8 protein-coding genes and 1 tRNA gene are annotated in these 13,310 nt (G+C 42.3%); 6 read left to right on the forward strand and 3 right to left on the reverse strand.

Annotated features, from left to right (window positions below):
- Positions 1-176: 176 nt before the first annotated feature.
- A tRNA-Pro gene (locus tag H6G68_RS12580) sits at positions 177-250 on the reverse strand.
- A 125-nt stretch (positions 251-375) separates the two neighbouring features.
- On the opposite strand from H6G68_RS12580, the gene lipA reads away from it, so the two are divergent.
- From lipA to H6G68_RS12600, 4 genes are all read left to right on the forward strand, one after another.
- Positions 376-1,245, forward strand: a complete 870-nt coding sequence (gene lipA / locus H6G68_RS12585; protein WP_190906960.1) for a lipoyl synthase — start codon at positions 376-378, stop codon at positions 1,243-1,245.
- A 131-nt stretch (positions 1,246-1,376) separates the two neighbouring features.
- Entirely contained in the window at positions 1,377-2,321 is a 945-nt protein-coding gene (locus H6G68_RS12590; RefSeq protein ID WP_190906961.1) for an NAD(P)H-dependent glycerol-3-phosphate dehydrogenase, read from the forward strand.
- Positions 2,322-2,878: 557 nt separating this feature from the next.
- A complete protein-coding gene (gene sigC / locus H6G68_RS12595) occupies positions 2,879-4,126 on the forward strand; it encodes an RNA polymerase sigma factor SigC (protein ID WP_190906962.1) in 1,248 nt (415 codons plus the stop codon).
- Positions 4,127-4,452: 326 nt separating this feature from the next.
- Positions 4,453-4,908: a Fur family transcriptional regulator gene (locus H6G68_RS12600; protein ID WP_127054657.1), complete on the forward strand. Its 456-nt coding sequence runs from the start codon at positions 4,453-4,455 to the stop codon at positions 4,906-4,908.
- Positions 4,909-5,127: 219 nt separating this feature from the next.
- Here H6G68_RS12600 and H6G68_RS12605 read toward each other — a convergent pair whose 3' ends face one another.
- Both H6G68_RS12605 and cobN read right to left on the reverse strand, forming a co-directional pair.
- A complete protein-coding gene (locus H6G68_RS12605; protein WP_190906963.1) occupies positions 5,128-6,237 on the reverse strand; it encodes a peptidoglycan-binding domain-containing protein in 1,110 nt (369 codons plus the stop codon).
- Positions 6,238-6,256: 19 nt separating this feature from the next.
- Entirely contained in the window at positions 6,257-10,285 is a 4,029-nt protein-coding gene (cobN, locus tag H6G68_RS12610) for a cobaltochelatase subunit CobN (protein WP_190906964.1), read from the reverse strand.
- 92 nt (positions 10,286-10,377) lie between these two features.
- Between cobN and H6G68_RS12615 the strand changes: the two genes are divergently transcribed.
- Both H6G68_RS12615 and H6G68_RS12620 read left to right on the forward strand, forming a co-directional pair.
- Positions 10,378-12,300: a GAF domain-containing sensor histidine kinase gene (locus H6G68_RS12615; protein WP_190906965.1), complete on the forward strand. Its 1,923-nt coding sequence runs from the start codon at positions 10,378-10,380 to the stop codon at positions 12,298-12,300.
- Positions 12,301-12,562: 262 nt separating this feature from the next.
- Positions 12,563-13,225, forward strand: coding sequence for an N-acetylmannosamine-6-phosphate 2-epimerase (locus H6G68_RS12620; protein WP_190906966.1), 663 nt, complete (start codon positions 12,563-12,565; stop codon positions 13,223-13,225).
- Positions 13,226-13,310: the final 85 nt, after the last annotated feature.

Raw genomic sequence — 13,310 nt, forward strand, 5'->3', positions numbered from 1 at the left:
GGCATCTCTAACGCTTATTTTAGCGTACCAGCCAGCTACCTTTGCATTGGGGCATCTCACTTTTAAAAGCAGTGGCAGTAACACTTTAGCTATTTCCGGAGATGTCTATTAAATCTGATTGTGAATTCTTAGAGTTTAACAACGCGGTCAAATAATTTGGCAAGTGACATCAAAAATCGGGATGACTGGATTCGAACCAGCGGCCCCTTCGTCCCGAACGAAGTGCGCTACCAAGCTGCGCCACATCCCGCTATAAATATGACAAGTTAAATACAGTATACCACAATCACCAAAAAATAACAAATCTTCTATCTTTCACAGGGGTCTTTGCTTGCTAGGATTAGATGTGTAGAACTTCAGTGGTAAGAGTGGATTGTGACTGTAAAACCAGACTGGTTGCGGGTAAAAGCGCCTCAGTGGGAGCGCGTTGGTAACGTTAAAGAAATTTTGCGGGATTTAGCCCTCAATACGGTTTGTGAGGAAGCGTCCTGTCCGAATATTGGTGAGTGCTTTAAGGCTGGTACTGCTACATTTTTGATTATGGGGCCAGCTTGTACCAGGGCTTGTCCTTATTGCGATATTGATTTTGAGAAAAAACCTCAACCATTAGATCCTACCGAGCCGACGCGACTAGCCGAAGCTGTGCGGCGAATGCAACTTAATCATGTGGTGATTACTTCTGTCAATCGTGATGATTTAGCGGATGGTGGTGCATCTCAGTTTGTACAGTGTATTACCGCAGTTCGCAGCGTCTCGCCCAATACTACGATTGAGGTGCTGATTCCTGATTTATGCGGAAATTGGGATGCACTGGAAATCATTCTGAAAGCTGCACCAGAGGTACTCAACCACAACACAGAAACGATACCACGTTTGTATCGTCGGGTACGTCCTCAAGGTAATTATGAGCGAAGCATGGAATTATTAAAGCGAACGCACCAAATTGCTCCCAGCACCTATACCAAATCCGGTATTATGGTGGGCTTAGGTGAAACTGATGCTGAAGTTCGCCAAGTTATGCAAGATTTGCGAGCGGTGAATTGTGATATTTTGACAATTGGGCAATATCTCCAACCTAGTCAAAAACATTTGCAAATATCCGATTTTATCACTCCAGAAAAATTTGCAGATTGGAAAGCATACGGGGAAGAACTAGGTTTTTTACAAATTGTTTCTTCGCCATTGACAAGAAGTTCCTATCATGCGGAGCAGGTTAGGGAATTAATAGAACGCTATCCCCGATAAGGGGGTAGGGGAGCAGGGCGCAGGGGGCAAGGAGCAGGGGGCAGGGGAGCAGGGCGCAGGGCGCAGGGGAGTGTCAATACCTGTTGTCTTTTACCAATGACTAATGACCAATGACTAATGACCAATGACCAATGACTAATTCTAAAATCGAAAATCCAAAATCTGTTGTTATTCTGGGTGCTGGTGCTTGGGGTACAGCCTTAGCAAATTTGGCACAGATAAACGGTCATCAAGTGTGCTTGTGGTCGCGTCAGGGTTCCCAGACTTTAGAAACAGTTTTATCAGATGCCGAAATAATCCTATCTGCTATCTCCATGAAAGGAGTGAGTAGTGTAGCCGCTTTAGTCAAGTCTTTCCCCTTATCTCCAGAGACAATTTTTGTCACAGCCACAAAGGGACTAGAACAGCAAACTACGCGCACACCGTCGCAAATTTGGCAAACAGAATTTCCTCATCATCCAATAGTTGTGCTGTCTGGTCCAAATTTATCTCAAGAGATCGAACAGGAATTACCAGCTGCAACAGTAGTAGCCAGCAAAAATACAGCTGCTGCCCAAATGGTGCAACTGGTATTTTCTTCCAATCGGTTTCGTGTGTATACGAATCCTGACCCCGTGGGTGTAGAACTGGGGGGTACAATCAAGAATGTTATAGCGATCGCGGCTGGGGTATGTGATGGACTGCACCTAGGAACCAATGCTAAAGCGGCTTTAGTCACCCGTGGCTTGACAGAAATGGTTCGCATTGGTAACATCTTTGGTGCAAAGACGGAAACATTTTACGGTTTATCGGGTCTAGGGGATTTGTTAGCCACCTGCAATAGTCCCTTAAGTCGCAATTACCAAGTTGGATACCAGTTAGCTAGTGGCAAAACGCTCACAGAAATTCTCGCCGCTTTACCAGGAACCGCTGAAGGAGTGAACACTTGCCGGGTTTTGATGCAAATATCCCAGCAGCAAAATATCCCTATCCCTATTACTGAACAAGTTTATCGGTTACTTGAGGCTGAGGTGACACCTCGAGAAGCACTGGATGAACTAATGTTACGAGATATCAAGCCAGAATATAACCTATAGAGTTAAAGCTCTTGCCAAGCTACTCTATCAGCATTATTTCGTAACTCATCTCAGGCCATGACCAAATAATCACTAAAAAAAGTGTTAAATCGTCAGGAAATTACCTCCCTAGTCGTGTAAATATAACTATGTACTTTATAAACAGCAAAATTACTAGGAATATGTTTATACCGGGTTATAAAAATAACAGCTGATTTGGCTTGGAAATGTAATGTTAACTCAGTAATTCCTAATTTACAGCCTAGTACCGCTTTGCAGAATTCGTAATTCTTAATTACTGTTCTGTCAAGGCTTTAGACATTTCAAATGCGTGACTGATTGACGCGGCGCTGTAATAGCTGTAGCTCAAAATAGCTATTGGTTAAATCAAAAAACTATAGTTGCCGATCAAGTAAAATGTAGCAAAAATAACCAGTACAAAAATTAGCAAAAAATTGTACTGTAAAAATCAACAATGTTAGTTCATCGTGAATTACGGGAACAATAGCAACAGTTGATTAGCTGACCGTAATTTTAGCTGACCGTAATCTATTGTTACCTGGAGCAATTAAGACATTATGCCAGCAACATCTTTTTACACAGATGCCGCCTACGATTCCCAAAAGTCTAGACCCACATTAGACTCTGATCTAACTATTGATGACAGCAATTTGTCGCTAGATGATCTACAAGATCTGGAAATAGCTGCTGTTGATTCTCATCATGCTGCTAACAACAACCGTAGGAGTACAGACTTAGTACGTCTATATCTTCAAGAAATTGGTCAAGTGCGGTTATTAGGCCGAGATGAAGAAGTTGCAGAAGCCCAAAAAGTACAGCGATATTTGCGGATACGAATAGTGCTTGCTAACGCTGCTAAGGAAGGTGATGCTGTGATTGCCCCCTATCTTCGGTTAATCGAAGTTCAGGAGCGGTTAGCATCTGAATTGGGACATCGTCCGTCTTTAGAAAGGTGGGCGACTACTGCTGGTCTGAACTTAGCAGATCTCAAGCCGACTTTATCAGAAGGTAAACGCCGCTGGGCAGAAATTGCTAAGTTGACGGTGGAAGAACTAGAAAAAGTTCAGTCCCAAGGACTTCAATCTAAAGAACACATGATTAAGGCCAATCTGCGCCTCGTGGTTTCTGTGGCCAAGAAGTATCAAAATCGTGGCTTAGAATTGTTGGATTTAGTCCAAGAAGGCACTCTAGGTTTAGAGCGAGCCGTAGAAAAATTTGACCCCACTAAGGGCTATCGTTTTAGTACCTATGCTTATTGGTGGATTCGGCAGGGAATTACCAGAGCGATCGCCACTTCTAGCCGCACAATCCGCTTACCTGTTCATATTACAGAGAAACTTAACAAAATTAAAAAAGCCCAACGTAAAATTGCTCAAGAAAAAGGTCGCACTCCTACCTTAGAAGACTTAGCAATTGAATTAGATATGACCCCTGCCCAAGTCAGGGAAGTTTTGTTGCGTGTACCTCGATCCGTTTCTTTAGAAACCAAAGTCGGCAAAGATAAAGATACTGAGTTGGGCGAATTGCTGGAGACTGATAGTGTTACTCCAGAAGAGATGTTGATGCGAGAGTCTTTACAAAAAGATTTGCAAAATCTACTAGAAGATTTAACTAGCCGTGAGCGTGATGTCATCCTCATGCGCTTTGGTTTATCCGATGGTCATTCTTACTCATTAGCTGAAATTGGCCGCGCCCTTGACTTATCAAGAGAACGTGTACGGCAAATTGAATCCAAGGCTTTGCAGAAGTTACGCCAACCCAAACGCCGTAACCTGATCCGCGACTATTTAGAGTCTCTAACTTAGTACCCGATACAGAAGGTGAAAAGCTGGTGACATCAGCTTTTGCTACCTTTCTGGATTTAAGTTAATTTTGGCGATTTTCTACTAGAGCAGGTAACTCTTAACTGCTAACAGGCTAGAAAGTCTTTTGGAATATGGTTTTTATTACCAGCTGATATCAATACGCTAACTAGCAACGGCTATCATTATCAAATTTTAACCTTGAGGTTTGAGATTGTCACCGGACAACTGACCAAATAGCAAATATTATCAATAAGCTGTGATTGTTGCAAATCCAGCCGAAAATTTGCTATATTCTCAATTAACAGGCTTTGTTGAGAAAATTTAGTATGACTGTCTACACAACTGGTTCACTCAAGGCAGAACTAAACGACCGAGGCTGGCGTTTAACTCCACAGCGAGAAACAATTCTACACATTTTCCAAGAACTTCCGCAAGGTGAACATTTAAGCGCCGAGGATCTTTATCATCGCTTAGAAACTGACGGTGAAGGTATAAGTCTATCAACTATCTATCGGACTTTGAAGTTGATGGCGAGAATGGGGATTTTACGGGAACTAGAACTGGGTGAAGGGCATAAACATTATGAACTTAACCAGCCCTACCCCCATCATCACCATCACCTCATTTGTGTCAAGTGCAACGCTACTATTGAGTTCAAAAACGAGTCAATTTTAAAAATTGGCACAAAAACAGCCCAAAAAGAAGGGTTTCACCTACTTGACTGTCAACTGACAATTCATGCAGTCTGTCCCAAATGCCAAAGGGCATTAATGCCGCTTTAGCACCGAGGTGGGATAACTAGATAAAAACCCTCTGGGTCTCCGTGTCCGCACTAATTATAAGTATTCAAGCAGACACGATATAATCAGTGAGTTGGGGAATCATCTGCCACGTTTAAGCGAATTTAATGGGAATGAAGCAGTATTACTGGAGGAAATAAAGTTTGTTTCATCAGCTTTTTAACTTTTTGTAACTGGATCAGCTATTTCTGCCGTACTGTGCTAAAAGTTGCCACTGATGATATCACCGGGGCTAACGCCATAGAATTCTTGGGCGCGTTTCATTGCTTTTTTGGTGTCTTCTGCCATGATGCCGTTGATTGGGCCTTTATAAAAACCTTTCTCCTGTAGTCGCATTTGAACTTGCAAGACACTAAAATCGCTTTTGGGTGAAGTTTTGACTAAGTTATGTAACTTAGAGCGAGTAGCAGTTCCAGCAATGCTGTTGGCTTCTAAGTGATGATTTTTTTGAAAGCGACTAACAGCATTTGCTGTGTAGGAACCATAGTAACCATTGGGTTGTCCGTCTAGATATCCAGCTTTGATTAATTGTTCTTGGAGAATTCTGACGGCTTCACCGCGATCGCCTAAACTGAGTTGATCTCGATTAATTTCCTGTTGGGAAGTATCTTCTCCACTTTCTGCATTTACTGGGGGTAATTTGGCCAGTGTAGTCGGTCCAACAACACCGTCAGAGTTTAACTTATAAGCTTTTTGGAATCGCATGACAGCTTCCTCGGTAATCGGACCAAATATGCCACTAGGATTCCCAAAATAAAAACCAGCAATTCGCAAGCGTGCTTGTAAAACTTTCACATTTTCACCTTCATCACCTTTAGTAATGAGGTTAGGATTTTGGCGCTTGTTAGTTGCTGAACGAGGAGTACTGTTTGTGGTTCTTTGCGTCGGTGCTGTAGCTGTTTTAGTTTTTGTACTCCCTGGCTTTTTCTGCCAACTTTCTAATTTTTGCCAAGTTTTAACTTCAACAACACCATTCATCGGTAAACCCACAGCTTTTTGAAACTGTCGGACAGCATCTTCTGTGGGAGAGTCATAGACTTCAGTGATGGGATCTCGATAAAAACCTGCTGTGTTTAACTTTTGTTGCAGATTTTTGACAGAAGGGCCTTGATCGCCTTTTTCTAATGCCAAAACGCTACCAACAGCACTGAAAATAGAGAGAATTAAAACAAGGGGAAGCATATACTTCCAAGCCTTGCTAGAAAGACGTTTCCAGTCTGGTACGGTTGCTGGGTGAAATAGAGAAGCTAATTCACCAAATTCACTATCTTCATAGGCAAAAGCTAGGTGCAAATACGCTATATTTTCCATATTTGTTTCCTACACCACTTTATATTTCTTCAATTGCTGCTTCAGCTTGATGTACTAGGTTTCGCAAATCGTCCAATGTCTGTGTGCTGACATCCTGCCATAAACCGCGCTGATGTGCTTCTAGTAGCCTTTCGGAAATATCACGCAACGCCCAGGGGTTCTTTTCTTGGATGAATTCACAGACAATTGGATCTTGTAAATATGCCTGGACGATGCCCTGATACATATGATCTTCTACACATTGAGCGGTAGCATCGTAGGCAAATAAGAAATCTACCGTCGCGGCCATTTCAAATGCACCTTTATAACCGTGACGCATAACTCCGGCTATCCATTTGGGATTAACTACACGAGAACGATATACCCGCGCAATTTCTGCTTTGAGTTGGCGGACTTTTGGCTGGCTGGGAATGGAATTGTCACCAAAATAGGTTTGGGGATTTTTCCCTTGGAGAGAACGCACCGCTGCGGTTAAGCCACCCTGAAATTGGTAATAATCATCAGAATCGAGTAAGTCGTGTTCCCGATTGTCTTGATTGTGCAACACAATTTGCATTTGCTTCAAGCGTTGCTCAAATGCTGCGGGAGAAGAGGCAGGGGAGCAGGGAGCAGGGAGCAAGGGAGAAGAATTGTCTTCTGTAAACTGACTAGAAGAATAAGCGTAAGAACTCCAATTCATGTAGGCGCGGGCTAAATCTTGATCATCTTGCCAGTTTTGGGAGGCGATTAAGCCTTGGAGTCCTGCACCGTAAGCACCTGGTTTAGAACCAAAGACGCGATATTGCGATCGCTCTTGTGCCGCTTCTAAACTTAAACCCTCTTGAGTCCATAAGTCAGTATCTTGACGAACTGCATCTGCTAAGGGGTTTTCTGCTGCGGGTTCATCTAATGCAGCTACGGCTGTTACAGCTTGGGAAAATAAATCAATCAAGTTGGGAAAAGCATCTCGGAAAAATCCCGAAATTCTTAAAGTTACATCCACACGGGGACGACCCAAAATAGATAAGGGCAAAATTTCAAAATCTACTACTCTTCTGGCTGCACCATCCCAAACAGGTTGAACACCGATTAAAGCCAAAGCCTCGGCCATATCATCACCACCCGTCCGCATGGTAGCAGTTCCCCATAATGATAAACCTAATGTTTTGGGATATTCTCCATGTTCTTGGGTGTAGGTTTCAATTAAGGTTTCGGCTGCGTTTCTGCCGATATCCCAAGCGGTTTCTGTGGGAATGGCGCGAATGTCAACGGCGTAAAAGTTTTTCCCTGTGGGGAGGACTTCTGGCCTGCCGCGTGTGGGTGCGCCGGAAGCAGCACTGGGAATGTATTTTCCATCAAGTCCGCGTAAGAAGTTGGTGATTTCTTCGTCGGTTTTTTGCAGTGCGGGGAGGAGTTTAGATTCTATCCAATCAAGGGTAGTACCGAGTACCGTTAGCGATAGCGGGGCGTTTAGCCCGTACCGAGTATCGAGTGTTGAGTTATTAGTAATAAGTTGTTCTACTAAAAAGGCGGCTTCTTGTTCTAGGAGTTCTACGACATCGCCGATGATGCGGGAAGAGTTTAGTCTCTCGCAGAGGAGGACACTTGCTTGGGCGGGTTTCCCGACTTGTGCAAAGTGTCCGTCGCGCAGAGACGCAGAGAGGGTTTGCGGAGGGGTGAAGGGGGTTGAAAAGTGGTCGGTGAGGGGGTCTATGTCTAAGCCCCATTCTTGGGCTATGGCGCGGGTAATGCCGATAGAATGGCGGTTGGGGAGGCGAGCGATCGCTACTATTAAGTCTCGCAGTTGTGTACCTTGCGGACATTTACCGAAAATGTGTAAGCCGTCGCGGATTTGGGCTTCTTTGAGTTCGCACAAATAGCCATCTAGGGAATTTAAGATTAAGGTTTCAAAGTTGACGATGTCTTTTTCGTCGGTAATTCCTAAATCTTTATAGAGATTTTCTTTGATGACTAGTTCCTGAATGCGATCGCGTATTGTTGGTAAACGGGTAGGATCTAAACTTTCGGCTTCGTAGTATTCATCAATTAAATTTTCTACCTGTTGCAAGGGGCCATATAGTTCAGCACGAGTCATTGGCGGTGTTAGATGGTCAATTATTACCGCCTGGGCGCGACGTTTTGCTTGAGAACCTTCTCCAGGATCGTTGACAATAAATGGGTACAGGTGCGGCATTGCCCCAAAAGCTACTTCGGGATAACAAGTTTTAGATAAGGCAATACTTTTACCAGGTAGCCATTCTAAGTTTCCATGTTTGCCGACATGAGCGATCGCATCAGCCCCAAAACAACTGGAATTTTTTTCCCGTACCCAATAGTAAAAAGCTAAATAAGCGTGAGTTGGTTCTAAATCTGGTGCATGATAATTCAAACTAGGGTCAAGATCATAACCCCGTGAAGGCTGAATACCTACAAATACATTGCCAAATTGAATCCCCGCAATAGGTAAAATCTCCCCCTCCTCTGCGACCTCTGCGCCTCTGCGGTTCGTTTCTCCAAATAACCCCCAACGCTCACTAATACCTTCCTGCACAGCCTCTGGTAAAGTGGCAAAATACTCTTGATATTCTGTTGCCGAAAGACTTTGCTGTACTGCTTTCCAATCTCTTCCTTCTGGATCATTGGTAACGCCAGATGTGAGAAGTTGAATTAATTCATCTCCTGTAGCTGGGATATCTCCCACTTCATAACCAGCTAACTGTAAAGCTTTGAGAATTTCCACACAACTGGCGGGAGTGTCGAGTCCTACGCCATTAGCAAGGCGACCGTTGGTGTTGGGGTAATTTGCTAAAATTAGGGCTATACGGCGTTCTTGGGGTGGTTTAACTCTTAATCGAACCCAATTAGCTGCCAGCTGTACGACAAACTCAATGCGATCGCTTACCGGTTCATAAACTACCACATCGGTTTCTAAGTCATGATTGCGAGTTTGCAAAGTTTTAAAAGACACAGCCCGACTAATAATTCTTCCGTCTACCTCTGGTAATGCCACATTCATCGCCATATCACGGGGTGTCAAACCTTGTGACTGTGACTCCCACTGCTCCACGGAACTAGCGCAGAGAATTACCTGTAAAACTGGTACATCTAATTTTTCCCAAAGTTCGATTTGCGGTGTTTCTGTTTCCAACCGCGCTAGGGAAAAACTGGTGGTATTAAGTAAACAATCAATATGCTGTCCATCTTTCGGCTGAAACAACTCATGCAACTGTTCGCTCACACCAGGTTCACGCAATGAGGATACAAACACTGGCACAGGTTGTAAATTTTTTTCCACCAAAGCCGCACATAAAGCATCAATAACCTTGGTATTTCCCGCCAAATAATGAGCGCGGTAGAACAAAATACCAACTTTAGAAGGTGACAGGTGAGCCAGCGCGGTCTTGGGGGTTTCCCCCATGAGCGACTGGCGAACCCCGAAGGGGTGACAGGTGACAGGTGACAGTGTAGAAGAAGTAGAAGAAAACTCTTCCTCTACTCCCCTGCTTCCTGCACAAGAGCCTCCCCACTCATACATTCCCACACGAGGAACAGGTTGTGGTGGTGGGGGATTAAACGAGGTAGACAAGGCTGTATCAGCGATAAATTGGAGGGCGTTCAGGAAATTTTCTATACCACCTTCCTGAAAGTATTGCCAAATTTGGTTAACAATTTCTAAAGAAATCGTAGATTTAGAGATTAAATCAAGATCAAGTCCGTCGTCTCCTGGCATTACAATAAGGGTTGTACTATTACGTTGCACAATTTCTTGTACCACTTCTAAGCCATAACCCCAGTAGGAACTTCCTCCAATTAAACGGAGAACGATCACTTGGGCTGATTCTAATACTTGTTCAGCATAAGCATCTATACTTATTTGTTGCTGTAGTTGTAATAGGTTGGCTACTCTAATTTGTGGAAATTGGGCAGGTAATTTTGTAACGGCAGCTGCTAGGGTTTGAATGTCGGTATCGGCAGCCGTGATTAACACGAAAGGTGATGGGGTTTGTTCAAGGAAAATTAAGCCTTCCGACTGATTCCATCCCCCTGGTGTGGCACTTATACGATGCATAATTCTCTTTTACCGTTTTACACTGTTGGTTAGTACACAATCAAAACAACTTCTCAATCCAGCATTTAGCCCCTCTCACCACATTTTTGAAAATGCTTATTTCTCCTGATTTGGGCTTTTCTCGAACCTTTCCTTTAAGTGTATTTAATCAGCTTGGAGAATTATTACAGCAAATGGTTCAGGCGGTAGAAAGTGATGCTTTAGTGCTGACAGAAGCTGTACTGGTTCGGATGAAACTGCCTGTAGAGTGGCAAGGGCAAAGGTTTAAGCTGGTGGTTTCTCATGGATTTAATGCACTGTTGGTGGGAACCCAAAAGCCAGGGAAGCAAGAAATTGACTCAGCCCTAAATGCTAGTTTGACATTTAATGAAGAAGCGATCGCTTCTTTTGTCTCGAAATTGGGAGATTTGTTTGGCTGTAACTCCTACACATACCAAAATCTTCAACACTATCGGCAACTTCTTGCTCCTAATGATGTCACGCTCCAAAGTAAATTTACTCTGTTATTGTTAGAATATTTTCTCCCTGATTTCAACCCAGATTTAACAGCACCGGCAAGTTCAATTCCTCCAGAGGATTTTAGTTGTCAGTCGGTGGAAAACGCCTTGAAAAAACAGATTGCTCAGGAACGTCTGTTGAATCAAGTAACAACGCAAATCCGCAAAAGCCTAAATTTGCCAGTAATTATGGCTACGGCAATTACACAAGTACGTGAATTTCTAGAATTAGACCGATTAGTAATTTATAAATTTGAGCCGCTTAAAGTCAAGGCTAAACATACACAAGATTTAGTCCTAAGTTCAGTTAATTCTCAATTTTTAGAACCAGATAACCACAATGGCTGGGGTTGTATAGTTTATGAAGCACTGGCTAAAGACAATATTACCTCAGTATTAAATTATCAAGAAAAAGACTGCCTGACGCGCATTTCTCACTGTTGGGAAAAGTATCGTCAAGGTTTTATCTTAGCTGTTGATGATGTCGAAAAAACCTATGCACTGGAAGAGTGTTTATTAAATTTTTTAAGGACAAAACAAATTCGGGCAAAATTGGCAGCCCCGATTATGTTTGAAGAAAAACTTTGGGGGTTATTGATTGCTCACCAGTGTCATGTTCCCCGTGAGTGGCAGGAAAGCGAAAAAAACTTGTTAAATTCAATTGCAGAACAATTAGCGATCGCTATTCATCAAACTGAGCTAATGCACTCTCTGCAAGACGCTACGCGAATACTCACACAAGAAAAACAAACTCTGGAACAACGAGTTATTGAACGAACAATGGCATTGCGGGAGGCACTACTAGCTGCTGAAGCTGCAAGTCGTCTCAGAAGTGAATTTCTGGCTACAATCAGCCATGAATTGTTGACACCTTTAACTTATGTGATTGGGATGTCTTCGACATTATTACGTTGGCCTTTGGGTGAGTTAAGTCAACGACAACGGAATTATTTACAAACTATCCATGATAGTGGCGAACATTTATTAGAAATGATTAATGACATCCTCGATTTATCGCAAATTGAGGCTGGTAAAACAGTATTAAATATTTCTGAATTTTCTTTAATAAAAATAGCCGAGAATACCATAGAATGCTTATTAGAAAAAGCAACCAGCGAAAAAGTCACTCTTAAACTCGATTTACAAATTAACCCTTTGCACGATCATTTCACAGCCGATTCGGGAAGAATAGAACAAATTCTTTGGAATTTATTAACTAATGCGATCAAGTTTACCCCAGAAAGTGGCAGCGTCACTTTGCGTTTGTGGGTTGAAGATGACACTGCTATCTTTCAAATAGAAGATACTGGAATTGGCATACCAGAAGATCAATTACCACTACTATTTGAGAAATTTCAGCAACTGGATACACCCTATCGTCGTCGTTACGAAGGCACAGGAGTTGGTTTAGCTTTAACTAAACAACTTGTAGAACTTCATCGGGGTCGAATTGAAGTAGAATCTACTGTAGGTATGGGTTCAATTTTTACGGTTTGGATACCAAATCAATTAAAATAATTCGTAATTCGTAATAGAGCCTAAGGCTCCCGTAAGGGATAAGTAATTAAGTTCTATAATGGATATTTTATAGCAATTCCCATTCAAGTGAGGTGCAGAAAGAATTAACCGCAGATGGACGCAGATAAACACAGATAAACACAGATAATTTTGTACTTCATTAGACTAGGAAACGCTATAGACTCGGCCTCACATAATTCCTGCTTGTTAATTGGCTATTGAATTAAACTTCCAGAATTTGTTAAACAATTAAAAATCAAAAATGACTAATTTACAAAAAGGATTAATTGTTTCCTGTCAAGCACCTGTAGATTCTCCATTACATGATGCTTATGTGATTGCTGCAATGGCACAAGCTGCTGTTAATAATGGTGCTGTTGGCGTGAGAATTGATACGCCAAATCATATTCAAGCTGTTAGAGAAAAGGTACAAGTACCAATTATTGGACTTTGGAAACAAGTAATAACTGGTTCTGATGTTTACATTACACCACAGTTTCACCATGCTGTTGCTGTGGCACAAGCAGGTGCAGATATTATTGCTATAGATGCAACTACCAGAAATCGTCCTGGTGATGAAAAATTAATTGATATTATTAACCGTATTCATCAAGAATTGGGTAAACCAGTTATGGCAGATGTGGATACATTTGCAGCAGCAAAATTAGCGGTTGATGCTGGTGCTGATATCGTGGGAACTACTCTTTTTGGCTATACCGCAGAAACTAAAAACTTCTCTCCTCCTGGTTGGGAATTACTCAGACAGATAGTAGAAAATTTAGATACTTTTGTAATTTGTGAAGGCGGTATTTCTTCACCAGAAATGGCAAGAAAAGCTTTAGATTTAGGTGCTAATGCTGTTGTTGTTGGTGGGGCAATTACTGGCATTGATTTATTAGTTAAAGCTTATAAATCAGCACTATAAGCTATTTCCATATAATAGAAATCAACCCATATTTGGCATGACAGGAACTAAAAAATTATATTCAGTTAACCGATTTCATCTCTAT

Origin of the sequence: Anabaena catenula FACHB-362 (assembly GCF_014698735.1) — a bacterium.
Classification (GTDB): domain Bacteria; phylum Cyanobacteriota; class Cyanobacteriia; order Cyanobacteriales; family Nostocaceae; genus Anabaena; species Anabaena variabilis_A.

What these genes read in the sequence shown, in the direction of transcription:
- H6G68_RS12590 (WP_190906961.1), top strand. Translation starts at nt 1,377, where the DNA reads ATGACTAATTCTAAAATCGAAAATCCAAAATCTGTTGTTATTCTGGGT.
- sigC (WP_190906962.1), top strand. Translation starts at nt 2,879, where the DNA reads ATGCCAGCAACATCTTTTTACACAGATGCCGCCTACGATTCCCAAAAG.
- H6G68_RS12600 (WP_127054657.1), top strand. Translation starts at nt 4,453, where the DNA reads ATGACTGTCTACACAACTGGTTCACTCAAGGCAGAACTAAACGACCGA.
- H6G68_RS12605 (WP_190906963.1), bottom strand. Translation starts at nt 6,237, where the DNA reads ATGGAAAATATAGCGTATTTGCACCTAGCTTTTGCCTATGAAGATAGT.
- cobN (WP_190906964.1), bottom strand. Translation starts at nt 10,285, where the DNA reads ATGCATCGTATAAGTGCCACACCAGGGGGATGGAATCAGTCGGAAGGC.
- H6G68_RS12615 (WP_190906965.1), top strand. Translation starts at nt 10,378, where the DNA reads ATGCTTATTTCTCCTGATTTGGGCTTTTCTCGAACCTTTCCTTTAAGT.
- H6G68_RS12620 (WP_190906966.1), top strand. Translation starts at nt 12,563, where the DNA reads ATGACTAATTTACAAAAAGGATTAATTGTTTCCTGTCAAGCACCTGTA.